The sequence below is a fragment of the Neobacillus novalis NBRC 102450 genome, assembly GCF_001591805.1.
Classification (GTDB): Bacteria; Bacillota; Bacilli; order Bacillales; family Cytobacillaceae; genus Neobacillus; species Neobacillus novalis.
This window is the reverse complement of record NZ_BCVP01000011.1, coordinates 1-18676: the sequence shown is the minus strand read 5'-3', so window position 1 is coordinate 18676 and position 18676 is coordinate 1. Positions and strand designations below refer to the sequence as shown.

18 protein-coding genes and 1 pseudogene are annotated in these 18676 nt (G+C 40.7%); 16 read left to right on the top strand and 3 right to left on the bottom strand.

Annotated elements, in window-relative coordinates; all coding sequences use genetic code 11:
* The first annotated feature begins 2 nt into the window (after positions 1 to 2).
* The 10 genes and pseudogenes from BANVL01_RS09810 to mug all read left to right on the top strand — a co-directional run bounded on the left by BANVL01_RS09810 (position 3) and on the right by mug (position 10456).
* Positions 3 to 1094 (top strand): phosphotransferase family protein, encoded by a 1092-nt coding sequence (locus tag BANVL01_RS09810; RefSeq protein WP_066088512.1) that lies wholly within the window; start codon positions 3 to 5, stop codon positions 1092 to 1094.
* A gap of 96 nt (positions 1095 to 1190) precedes the next feature.
* Positions 1191 to 1970, top strand: a pseudogene (locus BANVL01_RS09805) (enoyl-CoA hydratase/isomerase family protein).
* Between the two features lie 12 nt (positions 1971 to 1982).
* Positions 1983 to 2957, top strand: coding sequence for a quinone oxidoreductase family protein (locus tag BANVL01_RS09800; RefSeq protein ID WP_066088509.1), 975 nt, complete (start codon positions 1983 to 1985; stop codon positions 2955 to 2957).
* 170 nt (positions 2958 to 3127) lie between these two features.
* Complete coding sequence (locus BANVL01_RS09795) at positions 3128 to 3829, top strand: response regulator transcription factor (protein WP_024028965.1); 702 nt, start codon at positions 3128 to 3130, stop codon at positions 3827 to 3829.
* Positions 3819 to 5237: an ATP-binding protein gene (locus BANVL01_RS09790; protein ID WP_066096664.1), complete on the top strand. Its 1419-nt coding sequence runs from the start codon at positions 3819 to 3821 to the stop codon at positions 5235 to 5237. The genes BANVL01_RS09795 and BANVL01_RS09790 overlap by 11 nt, the downstream gene beginning before the upstream one ends.
* A gap of 169 nt (positions 5238 to 5406) precedes the next feature.
* Entirely contained in the window at positions 5407 to 6858 is a 1452-nt protein-coding gene (locus BANVL01_RS09785) for a S1C family serine protease (RefSeq protein WP_235845526.1), read from the top strand.
* A gap of 169 nt (positions 6859 to 7027) precedes the next feature.
* Positions 7028 to 7162, top strand: coding sequence for an RAxF-45 family protein (locus BANVL01_RS28575; RefSeq protein ID WP_268874921.1), 135 nt, complete (start codon positions 7028 to 7030; stop codon positions 7160 to 7162).
* A gap of 159 nt (positions 7163 to 7321) precedes the next feature.
* Positions 7322 to 9190, top strand: a complete 1869-nt coding sequence (abc-f, locus tag BANVL01_RS09780) for a ribosomal protection-like ABC-F family protein (protein ID WP_066088506.1) — start codon at positions 7322 to 7324, stop codon at positions 9188 to 9190.
* Positions 9191 to 9314: 124 nt separating this feature from the next.
* A complete protein-coding gene (locus tag BANVL01_RS09775) occupies positions 9315 to 9875 on the top strand; it encodes a YitT family protein (protein WP_066088503.1) in 561 nt (186 codons plus the stop codon).
* Positions 9876 to 9949: 74 nt separating this feature from the next.
* Positions 9950 to 10456, top strand: a complete 507-nt coding sequence (gene mug, locus BANVL01_RS09770) for a G/U mismatch-specific DNA glycosylase (protein ID WP_066088500.1) — start codon at positions 9950 to 9952, stop codon at positions 10454 to 10456.
* A gap of 36 nt (positions 10457 to 10492) precedes the next feature.
* Here the strand turns inward: mug and shc are convergent, their stop codons facing one another.
* On the bottom strand, positions 10493 to 12358 hold the full coding sequence (shc, locus tag BANVL01_RS09765) for a squalene--hopene cyclase (protein WP_066088497.1): 1866 nt from the start codon (positions 12356 to 12358) through the stop codon (positions 10493 to 10495).
* Between the two features lie 89 nt (positions 12359 to 12447).
* Between shc and BANVL01_RS09760 the strand changes: the two genes are divergently transcribed.
* The 6 genes from BANVL01_RS09760 to BANVL01_RS09735 all read left to right on the top strand — a co-directional run bounded on the left by BANVL01_RS09760 (position 12448) and on the right by BANVL01_RS09735 (position 17228).
* Positions 12448 to 13572, top strand: coding sequence for a DUF2515 domain-containing protein (locus BANVL01_RS09760; protein ID WP_066088494.1), 1125 nt, complete (start codon positions 12448 to 12450; stop codon positions 13570 to 13572).
* Positions 13541 to 13942 (top strand): CBO0543 family protein, encoded by a 402-nt coding sequence (locus tag BANVL01_RS09755; RefSeq protein ID WP_235845525.1) that lies wholly within the window; start codon positions 13541 to 13543, stop codon positions 13940 to 13942. The genes BANVL01_RS09760 and BANVL01_RS09755 overlap by 32 nt, the downstream gene beginning before the upstream one ends.
* Positions 13943 to 14159: 217 nt before the next feature.
* Positions 14160 to 14600 (top strand): peptidylprolyl isomerase, encoded by a 441-nt coding sequence (locus BANVL01_RS09750; RefSeq protein WP_066088490.1) that lies wholly within the window; start codon positions 14160 to 14162, stop codon positions 14598 to 14600.
* Positions 14601 to 14709: 109 nt separating this feature from the next.
* Positions 14710 to 15495 (top strand): divergent polysaccharide deacetylase family protein, encoded by a 786-nt coding sequence (locus tag BANVL01_RS09745; protein WP_066088487.1) that lies wholly within the window; start codon positions 14710 to 14712, stop codon positions 15493 to 15495.
* 98 nt (positions 15496 to 15593) lie between these two features.
* Positions 15594 to 16346 carry an exodeoxyribonuclease III gene (locus BANVL01_RS09740; protein ID WP_066088482.1) on the top strand — a complete coding sequence of 251 codons (753 nt, stop codon included), beginning with the start codon at positions 15594 to 15596 and terminating at the stop codon, positions 16344 to 16346.
* A 111-nt stretch (positions 16347 to 16457) separates the two neighbouring features.
* Positions 16458 to 17228, top strand: coding sequence for a class I SAM-dependent methyltransferase (locus BANVL01_RS09735; protein ID WP_066088479.1), 771 nt, complete (start codon positions 16458 to 16460; stop codon positions 17226 to 17228).
* A 53-nt stretch (positions 17229 to 17281) separates the two neighbouring features.
* On the opposite strand, the gene BANVL01_RS27220 is transcribed toward BANVL01_RS09735, so the two are convergent.
* The gene (locus BANVL01_RS27220) at positions 17282 to 17467 is read right to left on the bottom strand and encodes a hypothetical protein (protein WP_156487446.1); all 186 of its coding nucleotides are present in this window, start codon (positions 17465 to 17467) and stop codon (positions 17282 to 17284) included.
* Between the two features lie 22 nt (positions 17468 to 17489).
* On the bottom strand, positions 17490 to 18311 hold the full coding sequence (locus BANVL01_RS09730; RefSeq protein WP_066147849.1) for a YitT family protein: 822 nt from the start codon (positions 18309 to 18311) through the stop codon (positions 17490 to 17492).
* Positions 18312 to 18676 lie beyond the last annotated feature (365 nt).

Sequence of the window (18676 nt, the reverse complement as noted above, 5' to 3'; positions counted from 1 at the left end):
CAATGAATAATCAAATGAGTAAAGATACCATTCCTGTTCGAAAAGGAGAAGAATTGAATCTAACGGTATTAGAAACATTTTTGCGAGAGAATATCGATTCACTTCCTGCGGGATCGCTGGAAATCCTGCAATTTGCCGCCGGTCATTCAAATTTAACCTATCAATTAAAACTGGGGGATTGGGAGGCGGTGCTACGGCGTCCGCCGCTTGGACCTGTTGCACCAAGGGCCCATGATATGGAGCGCGAATATAAAATCCTTTCCGAACTGAACCCTATCTTTCCTTCCGCTCCAAAACCTTACCTTTTTTCGACCAAACACGACATTGTTGGGAGCCCGTTCTTCCTGATGGAAAGAAAAAACGGTCTAGTGTTGGATACATCCTTTCCAGACGGAATCGCAGTAACGAAAGACCTATGCCGGGGCCTTTCAGAGATAATGGTTGATAAGCTGGTGGAATTACATGCCATCGATTACAAGCAGACGGGACTGGCAGAAATCAGCAAGCCAGATGGTTTTATGGAACGGCAGGTACATGGCTGGATTGGCCGCTATGAACGGGCGCAGACTGATGAAATTGCTGACGCTGATTCTTTGAAAACATGGCTGCTTGACCATATCCCTAAAAAACACGAAGCAACTATTATTCATTACGACTTTAAGTTTAATAATGCGATGTTTAACGAAGATTTAACGGAAATCGTCGGTTTATTTGATTGGGAAATGACGACCGTCGGCGACCCGCTTGCAGACCTGGGCGCGGCGATGAGTTATTGGAACCAGCCAGATGATCCGGATCTTTTAATTAAGGGCCTAGGCAAGGCACCTGTTACCGCGGTTCACGAAGGATTTTTAACGAGAAAACAATTTGTCGAGCTATACGCGAAAAAAAGCGGCCGCGATATTGCCAACTTCACCTTTTATTTGACGTTTGCCTATTTTAAGCTGGCGGTGATTGGCCAACAAATTTATTATCGCTATAAAAAAGGGCAAACAACTGATACCCGGTTTGCTAACTTTAATTATTTTGTCAAAAACTTAATTCTGCATGCAGCAGCAACTGCTGAGATAAGCATCACCAGCAGGCTGACTTAAAGGTGGCTGCCGCAAAAGGGATTACCTCGATTGTGTCGATATTAAAAGCTGGAAAAGTTGTGATTGAAACAACCACTGAAGGAAAGGAAGATGAAAATGACGCAAGAGCATTTATTAATTGAAAAATTAGGATCAGTGTTGTCATTAACATTAAATCGCCCAGAAAGCCTAAATGCCTTTAGCCCTGAGATGATTACGGGTTTGATGGAATCTCTTCAAAACGCATAACATGATGAAGATATCCAGGTCATTGTTTTGTCAGGTGCCGGTCGTTCATTTAGTGCAGGCGGCGACGTTAAAACGATGGGGCAGGCAGGGCCGGTCCAAGTGTATGAGCATATTGGCAAGCTAAATGAATTGATTTTATCGATGAAAGCAACAGAAAAACCAATTATAGCGGCGGTCCATGGCTTTGCGGCCGGTGCCGGATTTAACTTAGCCCTTGCCTGCGATTTGATTGTAGCGGCGGAGGACGGTAAATTTGCCCTTAGCTTTTCCCAGGTGGGATTAATTTCGGATGGCGGCGGTTCCTATCTGCTGCCGCGATTAATCGGTCCGCACTTGGCAAAACAATTCTTCTATACTGCTGAGCCTATTCCGGCTGAGCGTCTCTATCAATTGGGTGTCATCAATTACCTTGTTCCATTAGAAAAGCTCCAAGAAGAAACGACAAAGCTGGCGTTGAAATTAGCTCATGGGCCAGGAAAAGCATTTGGAAAACAAAAGAAACTCATTGATCAATCGTTTACAGCCACACTTGAGGATATCCTTGAGCAGGAACGTCTTGTCCAAACGTTAATGGTGCAAACGGCTGACCATCAAGAAGGAATTGCCGCATTCAAAGAAAAACGAAAACCATTATTTACAGGGAAGTAGGAGATGACCGTTATGAAAGCTGTACAGCTGAAAGAATTCGGGGGGCCAGAGGTTTTAAAGTTGGTAGAGATGGAAAAACCGGTTCCCACTGGACATGAGGTATTAATTGAAATCAAGGCAATTGGTGTCAATTATGCGGATACAGCACGAAGGGAAGGCCGGTATGTTGTAAAAACACCACTTCCGTTCATTCCCGGTGCTGAGATTGCCGGCGTTATCGCTGAGGTGGGTGATTATGTAACAACGGTGAGACCGGGTATGAGGGTGGTCACTTTAATTGAATCAGGCGGATATGCGGAATATGCCGTTGCTGATGACCGTTCATTGATTCCTGTACCGGAAACATTAGACTTTCACCATGCGGCTGCACTGCCGCTTCAAGGCTTAAGTGCCTACCATATTTTAAAAACGATGGGTCGTTTGGAAAAGGGTGAAACGGTCCTTATTTCTGCGGCAGCTGGCGGAGTAGGAACCATTGCAGTCCAGCTGGCTAAGCTATTTGGTGCGTCAAAGGTAATTGCTACTGCAAGTTCTGCAGAAAAATTGGAATTTGCCCGTGAAATGGGAGCTGACATTCTCGTAAACTATACCGAACCTGACTGGGAGCAGCAGGTTCTGAAAGAAACAGGCGGCAGAGGGGTAGATGTTGCGCTTGAAATGGCAGGCGGGAGTATTTTTCATCAAACACTAACATGCCTTGCTACTTTTGGGCGACTGGTTATCTTTGGAGCAGCAAGCGGAGAGCAGGCTCGTTTTTATCCGTCCACACTGATGGCTAGAAATCAATCGGTCATTGGTTTCTTCTTACCGCAAATCATGAGAAAGCCAAAACTGCTTCAGCCTAGTTTAGTAGAATTACTTACCTACTTGGAAGAAGGAAAACTGAAGCTGACGAATGGCGGTGTGTTTCCATTAGAGGAGGCGGCAAAGGTTCATACGTTAATGCAATCACGGAAGACAAAAGGGAAGCTGATTTTAGAACCGTAAATCGTCAGGAAAAAGGTCTTGAGGTCATTCAAGGCCTTTTTTCATGTAAATTATTAATAAACCATGAATAAAGTGTTAAATTGCAGAGAAGTTTTAGGCAGATGGTTTGATATAGCTGAAAATTCGATTACACTAAAGATGTGAGTTTTTATGCTGGGAGTTGAAGAATGTTGAAAATACTAGTGATTGAAGATAATAAAAGTGTCTGCTCAATGATTGAAATGTTTTTTGCCAAAGAAGGGATTGAAGGCGAATTTGTTAATGATGGTGTCCAAGGCTATAACCGCTTTAAAAGCGGGACATGGGATGCCCTTATTGTTGACTGGATGCTTCCAGGAATGGATGGAGTGACGATTTGCCGGAAAATACGAGAAGAAAAGTTTGCCGTTCCAATAATTATGTTAACAGCGAAGGATAGTGAATCTGATCAGGTGCTTGGACTTGAGATGGGGGCGGATGATTACGTGACGAAACCGTTTAGTCCGCTTACGCTGATGGCAAGAATTAAGGCGGTTACCCGCCGTTTCCAAAACCAGGCGCCGAAGGAGATGGAGGGTTTACTGCAAACTGAACATTTTAACGTTAATAGAATCACACGAGAAGTGTTTGTTGACGGAACGCCGGTTACCAACTTAACGCCAAAAGAGTTCGATTTACTTTATTATTTGGTCGAGCATCCAAAGCAGGTATTCTCTAGAGAGCAGTTACTTGAAAGAGTGTGGGGATATCAGTTTTACGGTGATGAACGGACCGTTGATGTGCACATCAAGCGGCTCAGAAAAAAAGTTGAAACGGCGTCGCAGCCATTCTTCCATACTGTTTGGGGAGTAGGGTATAAGTTCGATGAATCAAGCAAAGCAGATGAAATTTAAGTATTTTTATCAGCAGTTTTTCAGTCATATTAGCATCATTGTGGTTGCGTTTTTAATCTTAAGCCTGTTGTTTGCCCATTATCTTGAAAATTTAGTTTATGAGAACAAAGCAGAAGAGCTAATCACTTATGGAAAGGCAATCTTGTCAGATATTGAAGAGAGCCGTATTGATTATCAGCCGGAAATTTTTAAACAATATAGTAATGTATTAGCTGCAAGAAAAATGAGTTTTAGTGTGTTTGATCAGGATGCAGTTCTTTATAGCGTTGGAAGACCATCTAAGACGATAAGCGGGTTATCCTCTTCTGATTGGGATAAAATATCCAAGGGCCAAACGCTAGTGGTAAATAGTGATTTTAAAAGGTTTGGCCAAGAAGGTGTGACCTTTGTTGTCTTACCCTATGTAGACCTAGACCAAGGGACATTTATGGGCGGCATTTTATTAACTTCCCCGATAAGCGGGTCAAGTGCGATGATCCACCGTATCAATCAATTTTTGCTTTATACCATCTTAATCGCCCTTGGTGTATCGTTCTTGTTTAGTTGGTATTTATCAAGAATTCATGTGAACCGGATTAAACGTCTGCGTGAGGCAACCTCGCTTGTCTCGGCGGGGAATTACCATGTCCATGTACATTCTTCCAATTTTGATGAAATCGGTGAATTGGCCAATGATTTTAATCATATGGTCGATAAAATAAACGCCTCGATGGAGGAAATTGAGAGTCTTGAAAATCGCCGACGGCAGTTTATGGCCGACGTGTCTCATGAGATGCGGACACCGTTAACGACGATTAGCGGTGTCATTGAAGGATTGAAGAATAATATGATTCCCGAAGAAGACAAAGAGCGGGGAATTAACCTAGTTAGTCACGAAGCAAAAAGATTGATTCGCCTCGTCAATGAAAATTTAGACTATGAAAAAATCCGCTCGAATCAAATCCAGCTTTTTAAAGAAGAGATTCAGCTTTTGGAAGTGCTGGAAATCATTCAGGAGCAATTGATGCTTCAGGCGGAAGAGAAGAATAATCAAATTGTTGTTGATGCCGCACCAGATGTAATGGTGAACGCCGATTATGATCGCCTTGTGCAAATATTAATTAATATCACCAAAAATAGTATTCAATTTACAGAAGACGGGACCATCTGGCTGCGGGGACGAACCGAGCAGAACGAAACGATTATCGAGGTGGAAGACACGGGAATTGGCATCAATTCAACCGAAATTGAAAATATTTGGCGTCGATTCTATAAAGCAGATATTTCCAGAACCAGTAATCCCTATGGTGAATTTGGGCTGGGTTTGTCGATTGTAAGACAATTAGTTCTCCTTCATAACGGCGACATTGAAGTGTCTAGTGAAGAGGGAAAAGGAACGAAATTTGTCATCCGAATTAAGAAAAAATAATTACCTGAAAGCCGTGGGTTAGAGCCCGCGGCTTTTTACTGTGCTAATTCAAGATAATTTCTTATTAAATTCCTAAAGTCGTTATAGTTTGTTAATAGTTTGTTAAGATTTGTCGGTTAAAGTAAGGATTATAGAATAACAAATAGCAATCATAAGGAGATTGATGAAGATGGATTATAAAAATGAAAATGAATTCGAACAAGATCAAACAAATTCATCTGAGATAACGGATAGTACCCATACAGAAGCATTTTCTAATGATACAAGCGATTTCGAGAACAGGGAGGGAAATAGGAATGCAGTCGATGTTGAGTTCACAGTCGAGCCAGTGGATTCCGTCAATGCAGACAAGAGTGCAGACTCAAAAGCAGCGGATGGATTAGAGGAAGCAGCGGTTCCGCCAGTTTTCGAACAAACCAAAATAACGAACCAGGTTGAGGAGAAGAAACCTAAAAAACGGAATCTAAAAGGATTTGCCTCTACACTTGCAGCCGGAGTAATTGGCTCTGTATTGACGTTAACAATTCTTCCACATACAGATTACATAAAAAGCTTTTATCCGAATGCGGAGAATCAAGTGACGAGTAATTCTGTGTCCTCACTTAAGCAAGTCACAGCGCAGCCAACAATGGCATCCACTGGTTCGATTGCTGATACCGTAGAAAAAGTATCCAAGGCAATTGTTGGCGTTGTTAATTTCCAGCAGCAGCAAAATAACGATTTTTGGGGAAATTCTAGTTCAGGGCAAAGTGTCCAGGCAGGTTCCGGCTCAGGGGTTATTTTTCAAAAAAGTAATGATATTGCCTATATTGTTACAAATAATCATGTAGTCGAGGGCGCTTCAAAGCTGGAGATTTCTTTATATGATGGTCAAAAAACAACGGCGGAAGTGGTTGGAACCGACGCCTTAACTGATCTTGCTGTTTTAAAAATCGATGCGAAATACGTTACCGGTACGGCTGATTTTGGTGATTCGTCTACACTTCGCCCTGGTGACCAGGTTTATGCGATTGGGAATCCGCTCGGACTTAACTTATCAAGAACGGTCACACAAGGGATTGTAAGTGCCATCGACCGCAGCATTGCGATTTCGACATCGGCAGGAAACTGGGAGACAAATGTTATTCAAACGGATGCAGCAATTAACCCTGGAAACAGCGGCGGTGCATTAATCAATCCACAGGGACAGGTAATCGGCATTAATAGTTTAAAAATTTCCGAGAGTGGTGTCGAAGGATTAGGTTTTGCGATCCCTAGTAATGATCTGATCCCAATCGTGAATCAATTAATTAAAAGCGGCAAAGTTGACAGACCGTATCTTGGTGTCGGCTTAGCCGATTTAGACCAAGTTCCGCAAGTTTATTGGCAAAACCTTCCCGAAAACGTAAAGCAGGGTGTGCTGGTGATGAATATTGATCCTAATTCGACCGCCGCCAAGGCCGGATTCCAGCCGAAGGATGTAATTATTTCGATGAATGGAACGAAAATAGCCAACTCATCGGAATTACGAAAATATTTATACTCAAAAGTGAAGACCGGTGATGAAATCAAATTTGAAGTGTACCGTGACGGAAAATTGATTACTTTGAAGGCAAAATTAGCTGCTAATAAAGGGGCTTGATTCCTCTAAAAATTCAATAATACCATTACACGAAAGGGCGAACAGTTATGTTCGCTCTTTTCGCTATTTAATTTGAAGTTTTAGATTATTCCGCTTAAGGGGTCTTGCAATCTATCACGGAAAAATTTACAATGAAACTAACTTATTTGGAAACGGAGGTGGATAAGAGATGAAAAGTTCTATTTTTGCACGGTTACAGTGGCTTGAGGCTCTTACTATTTATCGTGCAATTTTTCATGATGTAGTTTTCAAAGGGGGAAGTCTGCCCTTTTTTCGAAACTTTATTGTGAATATGGAACGATAACACATCTCTTTACCCACTATAATTAGGTATGTAAAGAGTGCGTCCGATGCACTCTTTTTTCATGCTCAAATTTAAAAGCCGCGGGTGATTAAAGATACCTGCGGTTTTTTTATGTTGGAGAGATGTTCATCTTAATTTTTATTCGTGAGGAGAATGAACATGATTATTTGTAGTGTAAATCATATAGCGAAATCATTTGGCGGTACTATCATTTTTAAAGATTTATCATTTGAAGTGCTAGAAGGAAGCCGGATTGGCCTTGTCGGTCGTAACGGCGGCGGAAAAACGACATTATTAAAACTGTTAGCCAATCAGGAAACTGTAGATGAAGGGGTTATTCATTGGAAAAAGGGACTGAAAATCGGCTATTTAGCGCAGATTCCTGACTTTCATGATTTAACTGCTAAGGAAGTTTTAAAAACTGCCTTTGAACAGTTGACAGAAACGGAAACGAGGCTGCGACAATTAGAAAGGGAAATGGGGCATGAATTGAACCCTGATTTGCTCCAAAGATTAATGGAGCAATATGGAAAGCTCCAGGATGATTTTATCCTTAATGGCGGCTATGAAATGGACGCGCAATTAGAGCGGATTGCTAACGGTTTGAATATTACCAGCCTTCTGGATAAAACTTTCGCCACCTTAAGTGGTGGCGAAAAAACGAAGGTCGGGCTTGGGTTAAGTTTATTAAAAAATCCAGAATTACTATTACTGGATGAGCCGACTAATCACCTCGACCTCATGGCGATTGAATGGTTGGGTTCTTTCCTTAAGGACTACAAAGGAACAATAATTTTGATTTCCCATGATCGTTACTTTTTAGACGAGGTCGTGACAAAAGTGCTAGAGATGGAGGATGGGGAAATTGAGTTGTACCATACGAATTTCAGCGGCTATGTAACGGAGAAAGAGGAGAAACTTTTACGCGAATTTCAGGAGTATCAAGAACAACAGCGCAAAATTAAAAAGATGAAAGAAGCAATAAAGCGGCTGCGAGACTGGGCTAACAGAGCGAATCCGCCAAGTGCAGCCCTTCATAAACGGGCAACTAATATGCAGCGGGCGCTTGATCGTATTGAAAAACTTGATCGCCCTAAAATCGATGTTAAAAAAATGGCGATTGATTTTGAAGCGAATAATCGGAGCGGTAAAGATGTTATCGTTCTTGAAGATGTTTCGAAGCGGTTTGGGAGTCGAACCCTATTTGACCATGTGAATATGCTCATCCAATATAAGGATCGAACGGCGATTGTCGGTGAAAACGGTACAGGAAAATCCACTCTTTTAAAAATGATTCTTAAAGAATGCGAAGCAGATGATGGAGTCGTAAGGGTTGGAAGCAATGTAAAGGCTGGCTATTTATCACAGCATGTGTTCGAGGATATTGGCGATGAACAACTCATTGACGTATTTCGCTCTGAAGTTGTCGTAAATGAAGGAGAGGCCCGTCATATTTTAGCACGATTTTTATTCTACGGCACAGCAGTGTTTCGTAAGGTAAACCAGCTTAGTGGCGGCGAAAGGATGCGGCTGCGACTAGCGCAATTAATGTACCAGGATTTGAATCTGCTAATTTTGGATGAACCAACGAACCACTTAGATATTGATTCCTGTGAAGTGCTCGAGGAAGCACTTGAACAATTTAATGGCACAATATTAGCTGTTTCCCATGATCGTTATTTTCTGAATAAATTGTTTCAGAAAATTTATTGGCTTCAGGATGGGACCGTCCATTTTTTCAATGGAAACTATGATTGGGCAAAAGCAAAGCTGAATGAGCTTGAGGTAAAGCCGATTGAACAGGCTGTACAAACTAAAATCAAGCCGCAAAAAGTGAAGAAAGTGGAAGAAGATATAAGTTTAAATAAGATTGAAGACAAGATAGAGCAAATCGAAGCAGAAATTTATAAACTAAAACAACAGCTTGAAGTCGAAAATGAATGGGAATTGCTGCAAAAAATTTATCATGAAATAGAGCTTAGGGAAAGTGAATGTGAAGATCTTTACCTTCAATTAGATGAATTTTAACCTTTTTAATTTATATGGAGCCGCCAAATGCGGCTCTATTTTTCTTAAATCACCCCGACATCGAATGAACTAGCTATTTATTACATATAAGTGGTAATAAAGAACGTGGACAAGGGATGATAATATGTTGAAGAGACTGGCAATAATCGGATTTGGAAGTACACTGATTGGTGTAGGAATAAATGGTTTCATTCTCCCTTTTCATTTGATTAATGGGGGTTTTTTTGGCATCAGCCTTTTGCTGAACTATTTATGGGGTTTGAAAGCTGGCGTAATGTTTATTCTTCTAAATATACCTGTGTACTTATTTGCTTATAAGGCAGATCCCTTTTATTTCGTTAATGGATTGATTGGAGCCATCATTTCCGGTATGATGTTTGAAATTTTGATGCCATTAAACGGGACCATCCAGCTGCCGATTATCAGCAGTGTGATTATTGGTGCTGTTATCATTGGAATTGGGGTGGGGGTCATGTTACGATTCCATATCAGTCCGGGCGGCATGGATCTGCTCGCGCTACTAATCGCAAAATGGTCAAAAGTGAATGTAGGTGTGATTATCTTTGCCACTGACACGGTGATCATCCTAACCGGGCTGCTTCTCCTCCAGAATGCACGATTTTTTTATTCGTTGATCATTGTTGCGATTGTTGGCTTGCTGGCCACTATTATTACTTCCTTTTGAAATGGGATTACTCCAACAACTTGAATAGGGTAAAATAAAAAGAAATCCTTTCTGGAGGAAAAGAGGGAGAAATCATGAACCCGGTCAGTGATCATCTAAAAGAAGGTTTGCAGATTTTATTTGTTGGATTTAACCCGAGTATTCGTTCCAGTGAACTTGGGCATCATTATGCCAATCCTAATAATCGGTTTTGGAAAATTATTCACTTATCGGGCTTGACGGACCGCAAGTATGAGCCTCATGAGGATGCAACGCTATTAGGCTTGGGATTTGGCTTTTCTAATATCGTTCAAAGACCAACCAAAGCGGCCGATGAAATTACCAAGGAAGAATACATAGCGGGAAGAGAGATTTTAAAGGAGAAGATCCACCGATTTATGCCCAAAGTCGTTTGTTTTGTCGGAAAAGGGGTTTATCAACAATATAGCGGCCGGAAAACAGTTCCATGGGGATTCCAGGCAGAAGTGGTTGTGCCGGGAACGGTTGACTTTGTTGCCCCGTCTTCAAGCGGGTTAGTTAGGATGCGGCTGGAGGAAATGGTCGAAATCTATAAGCAGCTCACAGCCTTTATATCAAAATAAACACATCGACGGACATCAAGCCGTCGATGTGTTTTCTTATCGTTCAAATTTCTTCTGATAGTCTGAGAGGGTAAGCAGCGGAAAAATATAGCGGTAGCCGTGATAGTGAATATAAAAGGCGCCGCCCATGCCTTGCCCTTTTGGATAGGCAGTGGTCCAATCCTCTTTATCGAGAGAATCTACTAAATATTGAATTCCCTTGCGAATTTCAGCTGTTGGTTTGTCTGACACGGTAATCAAGGCATCCAGCGCCCATGAAGTATGGGTTAAAGTGCTCGTACGTAACGGTATATACCTTTTCTCACTATCACTATGACACGATTCACCCCAGCCGCCATCCTCGTTTTGGATGCTCCGTAACCAGCTGGCCGCCTTTTGAATGCTCGTATTACTGTTCGGTACCCCAACAGCTGATAGTCCTGTTAAAGCGCCCCATGTTCCATAAAGATAGCAAATCCCCCACCGTCCATACCAAGAACCATCCCGCTTCTGATCCTTCATCAGCCATTTGACACCTTTTTTAATCGCAGTGTGGTCTCTTGGGAGATTGGTATAATTCCCGAAAAACTCTAATGTTCTCCCAGTAAGATCGGCACATGAGGGATCCATCATTAAGAATTCAGCCTTTTCAAGAGGTAAAAATTCAATCAGCTTTGAATCCGCATTTCTTTCAAATGCCGGCCAGCCGCCGTCATCGTTCTGCATCGAAAACGTCCAATTAATACCCCGTTCCCAGGCAGCAAGTTCAGTCGGAACGATTCTCGAAATCGATCTTAGAGTGGCGGTGGTATCATCAACGTCAGGCAGAATGGTATTTACGTTGGAAAATCCCCAGCCGCCCGGTAAACTATTGGGATTATGAATCACCCAATCGCCGAATTTATGGTGCTGACGGTCGAGGAGGTAACGATTGGCCTTCACTATCATCGGGTCTGTTGTCGGTATTCCCGTTGCTTGCAGGGCAAAGCCTATCAATGAAGTGTTCCAGACGTTGGCTGTTGTATATTGCATATGGGGCAAACCGTTGATCTCAGATTTCATCGACTTTATACCCTCAATTGCCTTTATGATAACAGGATCGGTTTTCTTATACCCTAATGATAGCAAGGCGAAGATCATTAAAAAGGTGCAGCTGTAATAACTGTAAAAGGTCCCATCTGCTTCAATGTGATCGAGCATATACTTTTTTGCCCGCTCAATCGCTAACCGACGAAGTTCTTTAGGAATGCCAATTAAACTTTTCGCACCATCGTCAAGAAAAGATAACAACGAGCGCATTTCGGTGGAGCGAACCCATGAGTCCTCTTCATCCCGGTGTAAATGTAATTCTGAGAGGTCCGGACTGTAAGCCGTCCTGATCGATAATTTTTTATCTGCAAGAATCATGATTGGTGTTAAGTTTGCTCTCCCAAATGCAGAGAAGGAATAGAAATTGAGCGGGAATACCTCTGGTAAAAGAATGACCTCAATTGGAAACGGGGAAAATGTCGGCCATTTTTGTTGTCCGGTTAAGGCAAGCATGATTTTTGTATACGTGCTGGCCTCTTTTATCCCTCCATTAGCTAAAATAAATTTTTTCGCTGCCCGAAGCCGTTTGTCACTTTTGGGGTAATACCCTGAATAAAGGAGTGCGTAATAGGCCTCCAATGTTGCCGTAAGATTTCCGTCGCCTTCATCAAAAAATAACTTCCAAGCCCCATTTTTTTCCTGTCTTGTTAAAATTCTCTTTGTAAGCCCTTGAATTAATTCCTCATCATTTATCTCCAATGTCCGTAATAAAATGATCATATAAGCATCAGTAGAAATCCCTGTATCAAATGGATAGTCCCACGAGCCGTCGGGAGATTGGTCTTTCCTAAGCACGTTAATGATCCAATCCATGCCTTTCCTTGTATCGAACATCTCAGGTAATCATTCCTCTCCCAAATAATATTCTCAATTAATACATATTCCCGTTAGGCAAGGAGAATTCATAAGGGGGGGAAACTGTCATTTTTTTTGCGAGAAGTCACGGAAAAACACCACTTGATGGCATAAGGGATGAATTAAAGAAGAAAAACAGCAACAACTTTGTTACCTCTCATCATTTAACTTTGAGTGATCGGAGGTTATTAGAAAAAATAAGAGGTGTGACGGCGGAACACAATCTAAACAACGTCACGAGAACGAAGGCCTATCTGGACTTTTATCTGCACCATTCGGAAATTCAATGGGCGTTTTTAGGGCATATGGTTTCCCGGAACGGCGGCTGGAATATGACTGATTTAAAGGGGGAGTTTCTTACTCGGTTGCTGTCTAAAAAGGAGCAGAATTCGTTTTATAAATTTTTAGAGCGCGGCAACTGGCTGATTTTTCAAGACGTCTATCCACAATTCCTGTTATATAAGGAAAGCTTAAAACAAAATAAACCCTTGTTTTACTTATTATCTTATTTAAACATCTCGACGTTCATGGAGACAATTTGGTACCATTTTTGGAAAAATCAAGATACCTATATTCTTTGTATCGCGCTCGTCATCAATGAACAAAGCTACTTGGAAAAAAGAGTTGTTCAGAATCCGGTTTATCAAAAGGAAGTGTTAAATAAATTTGAATTCATGCTCCAGGATTGGCTGTCATTTAATCACATTCTTTTTCCGTATGATGACGGGGAGCTGGCGGGGCAGACACTTCATCATTTTGAATCAGTAAACGAGCGAATATTACTTGGAAAAAGGTTATATTCTGTCCTCTTTAAAAATAATGATTTTCTAAAGGGGGCTGTGGAGTGGGCCAAAAGCCATCCGCATACTGGTTCAAGGAAAGATTACTGGCCGCATCTCTTTAATAATATCAAGGAAGGACTTCCAGGCTTCACCTATCCGATTCGGTTAAAAGCATGCCAGCTTAGAAAAGGAGCGAAAAGGTTTTATAGCCCAAAACTTGAAAATGCCTGGAAAAATGTCAGCCAGCGGGAAGCGGAAAAGGGGGATTGGTTTGATGACTGGCGGATTGTGGATTATTTAGTGGATGGTGACGAACCGATAGATGGGGAGATAAGAAATGAATACTGTAAAACACTTGAACGGCTCGAGGTTGCAGCCCTTGCAAAAAAAACGATTAACTTTTTGGAATAAGAATTATTTTGCTTGTATGGTCCTCGGCACTTTGTTTGGTACCTATTTAGACCTTTATTTTGTTGGGAAGCAGATGTATCAGTTTCCGCTAAGACCACTCCCTGAGATTTTTTCCGTCAATATTGCATTTACGCTAATTGGACTGCCTATTTTCGTGCTTGTTTTTGTTTATTGCACCTCTCAGGTAAATAAATGGGGAAGGGCAGGTCTGATCTTATTTGCCAGTTTATTAATGCCCATTTTTGAAAAATTTGCGGAAGAGCTTGGCTTCTTTGTTCATTCCAATCAGTGGGAGCATTTGTACACGTTTTTCGGGTACTTCCTGTTTCTGTCAATTATTTCTGGGTTTTATCAATGGTTAGAAAAATAAAACAAAAAGCCGGGAAGAGTCCCGGCTTTTTGTTGGGGCTCCCTTCCGTCCGTACAGTGGTTAAGTGTCCCGCAACAAGCGAATGTTCGGAAGGGAGCCTTATTTATATTTTATCACAACCACAGTGAAAATATAACAATCAAAAGTGCCATTACTTTCTTTTCTTTTTCGAAAAGTGTATGATTAAAATGAATTTTTTACATAAGGAGTGTTGGAAATGGCGAAAAAAGGATACATATTAATGGAAAACGGAGATAAGATTGAATTTGATTTATTTCCAAATGAAGCACCTGGAACAGTAGAGAACTTTGAAACATTAGTAAACAAAGGTTTCTACGATGGATTAACCTTCCACCGTGTTATTCCTGGTTTTGTAAGCCAAGGCGGATGTCCAGAAGGCCGTGGAACAGGCGGTCCAGGCTACACAATTAAATGTGAGACAGAAGGAAATCCGCACAAACATATTCCTGGATCACTATCTATGGCTCACGCAGGAAAAGACACAGGGGGAAGCCAATTCTTTATCGTCCATGAATCACAGCCGCATCTAAACGGTGTTCATACCGTGTTTGGTCAAGTGACATCTGGTTTAGAATCTGCAAAGGCAATGAGAAATGGCGACAAAATGGTCGAAGTTAAGGTTTTTGATGCTGAATAAGTAAGGATAAGGGAGCTGAAATAGCTCTCTTTTTTTTAGATACATCCTTAGAATGTATGCAGCATATTGTGGGCAAATTAACTTGAAAAGATTACTATTGGAGGTATTTATGAAAAGGCTTTCGTTCATGTTTATTCCAATGCTTTTGATAACATTTCAAGTAAATGCTGCCGAAAAAAGTGAAACCAAAGAATTGAGAGCTGCCATTATCATTGATGACTTTGGCGGCGGTACCGGTGGCGTACGCGACTTTTTAGAAGGCGATATTCCAATTACTGCTGCGGTTATGCCATTCACCGAAAACTCAAGGAAACATGCCGATTGGGCCCATAAAAATGGTTTTGAAGTCATGATTCACTTGCCAATGGAGCCAAAAAGAGGGAAACGATCATGGCTTGGACCAAAGCCGATAACAGTGGACCTTTCTCCAACAGAAGTTAAACAGCGCGTTAAAGAGGCAATCAAGACTGTGCCACATGCGGTCGGGCTTAACAATCATATGGGGTCTCTTGCTGTTGAAAACAAAGAAATTGTCCGTGCAATTGTCGAAGTGGCAAAGGAAAAAAATCTTTATATTATCGATAGCGGCACAAGTCCTAAATCAAAGTTCCCCGAAATGGCGAAAGAACTTGGAGTACCTTTATTAAAAAGAGATATATTCCTTGATGATATCTCGTCGTCTTCTTATGTATTTAGACAAATGATTCGCTTGGCAAAGGTAACTGAAATGAAGGGGACAGGAATTGCGATTGGGCATGTAGGGGTGACTGGAAAAGTTTGCTCCCTTGGAATTTTTAAGTCAAAAGATGAGCTTGATAAGCGGAATATCAAAATTGTGCCAGTCTCAGAGCTATTTTCATACAGATTAACGGAAAAGTTATTATCTCCACAGTAAAAAGCGGCCGCGAGTCGCTTTTTTTGCTGAAATTTATTATTTAAATTAAAATGAATTTAATTAATGACAAAGTCAGCAAGGGAGAAGGAACGGAAAAAATGAAATTAGTTTCATGGAATGTTAATGGCCTCAGGGCATGTGTGAAAAAAGGATTTTTGGATTATTTTCATGAGGTTGATGCGGATATTTTCTGTATACAGGAAACAAAATTACAGGAAGGACAAATCAGCTTGGAATTAGAAGGGTACCATCAATTTTGGAATTATGCCCTCAAAAAAGGCTATTCCGGAACGGCTGTTTTCACCAAGATTGAACCACTTTCTGTCAAATATGGTGTAGGCACAGATGAAAGTGAGGCAGAAGGAAGAATCCTAACGCTAGAGTTTGCTGAGTTTTTCCTTGTCAATGTTTATACACCGAATTCACAGCGAGATTTGGCCAGAATTGGCTATCGTCTGGAGTGGGAAGAACGCATTCTCGAGTACTTGCAAGAATTAAATGCGGTAAAACCCGTTATCCTTTGCGGGGACTTGAATGTTGCCCATCAAGAAATCGACTTGCGAAATTCAAAGTCCAATATCGGTAATTCAGGGTTTACTGATGAAGAACGAGGAAAAATGACCGCCTTGCTTTCTGAAGGATTTGTGGATAGCTATCGCCATTTTTATCCAAATCAAGAAGGGGCCTATACGTGGTGGTCGTACATGAATAAGGTACGCGAGCGGAATATTGGCTGGCGGATTGATTATTTTATTGTATCCGAATCAATGAAAAATAGACTAAAAAATGCTGATATTCATTGCGAGATATTGGGAAGTGATCATTGTCCGGTTGTTCTGGAAATCCAATAATGTTCGTCGATAACTTTTTCTTATGTTAAATTATAAAAAACCTGTAATTTTCTTTAAGTAATTTCTATTTTATAGTTACATTACAAAGGAAATTTTAGGGAGTGATTAAACATGGATATCAAAAATGACGTCCAGCAACAATTTGGAAAAAGTGCGGCTTATTATGTCAGCAGCAAGGTTCATAAGGATGGGAAGGACTTACAAACGTTAGTTCAGATGACGACAATTAATGGAGAGGAAGAGCTGCTTGATATTGCGACAGGCGGCGGTCATACAGCAAACGCCTTTGCTCCATTAGTAAAAAAAGTGACCGCGGTGGATTTGACGTCTGAAATGCTGCAAGCGGCAGAAACATTTATTAATGAAAATGGACATCAAAATGTTGAATTCAAACAAGCTGATGCGGAACAGCTCCCATTTGCAAATGAAGCCTTTGCGATTGTGACCTGCCGGATTGCCCCGCATCATTTTCCGAATGTAAATAAATTTGTCGAAGAGGTCTATCGCGTTCTAAAATCCAATAGTCAATTTTTGCTTGATGACAATGTTGTTCCCGAAAATGATGAGTATGATCTATTTTATAACACAATAGAAAAATGGCGGGATTACAGTCACTTTCGGGCCTGGAAAAAAACCGAATGGCTTCGAATGCTTGAAATAACTGGTTTTGAAATAAGCGAGTGGCACCGTTTTGAAAAAACCTTCCTTTTTGAACCATGGTGTAAGCGGATGAATTTATCTCAAAGTGAAATGGACAAATTATCCGAATACATCCTTGGTGCTTCCCAAAAAGTAAAAGATAAATTTAGGATTGTGATTAAAAATAATCATGTGATTTCCTTTCAAGGGGAAGCCATCGTGTTAAAGGCGATAAAAAGATAAAAAAAACCTTTGCAAGAAGTGAGCAAATACTTTTGCAAAGGATTTTTTTCAACCTAGATATCGTTAAGGGCGGTACCGATTACATCGAATTCAGGTGATTTCTCCTTTTGTCCCGAATTCTCTACTTCGTCTTGGCCGGCAGAATTGACAGACCAAATGTCATCCTCATTTCCTGGCTGAATTAAAGTCACAGTAGCGGCATCTCCTTTTAGTTTGATATACGATAGTATTTTTTCCATAAAAAAAGGAAATAAACCTTTTTTAATCCCTGCGGAATCTCCCCATCACTTCAATCGCTTTTGTAATATGAACGAATGCGCAGGGATCACTTTTTTTTATCGTTTCTTTCGTCTCGGCTAATTCATATTTTGTGATAACGGTAGTTAAAACTTTTTTTGGATGATGAGAGTATACACCCTCGGCATCGGTCATCGTAATCCCCCGTGGATGCAATTTGAGTAACGCTTCGCTCAATTCTTTCCATTTATCTGTGACAATCGTGACCGTTAGTTTTGTATGATTGGTGTGCACGGCATCAACCGCCCTGCCAGACGCAAAGATGGCAAAAAGCGTATAAAGTGTTTTATCTACACCAAATACGAGTGCCGAAACGAATACAATGGCAAAATTCAAACAAGTTATGATAAAGCCAACTGACATATCCTTCTTTTTTGCCAAAATTAAACTAATAATATCGACTCCGCCAGCTGAAGCACCGACACGAATATTTGCTCCAACACTTAAACCGAATAACACACCTCCAAATACGCTGGAAAGTAAGATGTCTTCGCTAAAAGCATGGATGGGAATCAGCTTCATCGAAACTGACAATAGAACGACGGAATAAACAGTTAAGAACATAAACTTTTTTCCTAAATGAATATAGCCAATAATAAATAAAGGAAGATTAATAGCAAGTATTATCCAGCCCGTGTTAATAGAAAGATAATTATTAATTATGATTGCTACTCCGGCAATTCCACCAGTTAAGACTTTATGGGGAATTAGGAAGTTATTCAAAGCATAGGCCATAATTAATGTAAAAAAGGTAACAGAAATGGTTTGAACAACAGTTTGTTTCACTTTATAACGCACCTCTTTGAATTCATTTTGTTTTTGAACTGGTATACTATCTATTTTGTAGTTTATAAGCTTTAGTAGGTATTGACTAGAGAATAAATTGTGACATAGGATTTGTGAAATGAGATATTCTTTATAGGAAGAAGAAAGTGTTTAGGGAAGGACCTTAAAAGCATCAAAATTAATGGTTGACGAAAGAGATTTATGATAGTATGATAGTAAATGTCGCTGTTACGAAATGATAAATTATTGATGAATTAAAAAAGCAATCAATTTTTTTAACTAGCTTGACATGATAGAAATATTATAGTAAGATAATAAACGTCGCTGATTGATAGATTAGCAGGCGGGATAGTAGAAGTTTTGTT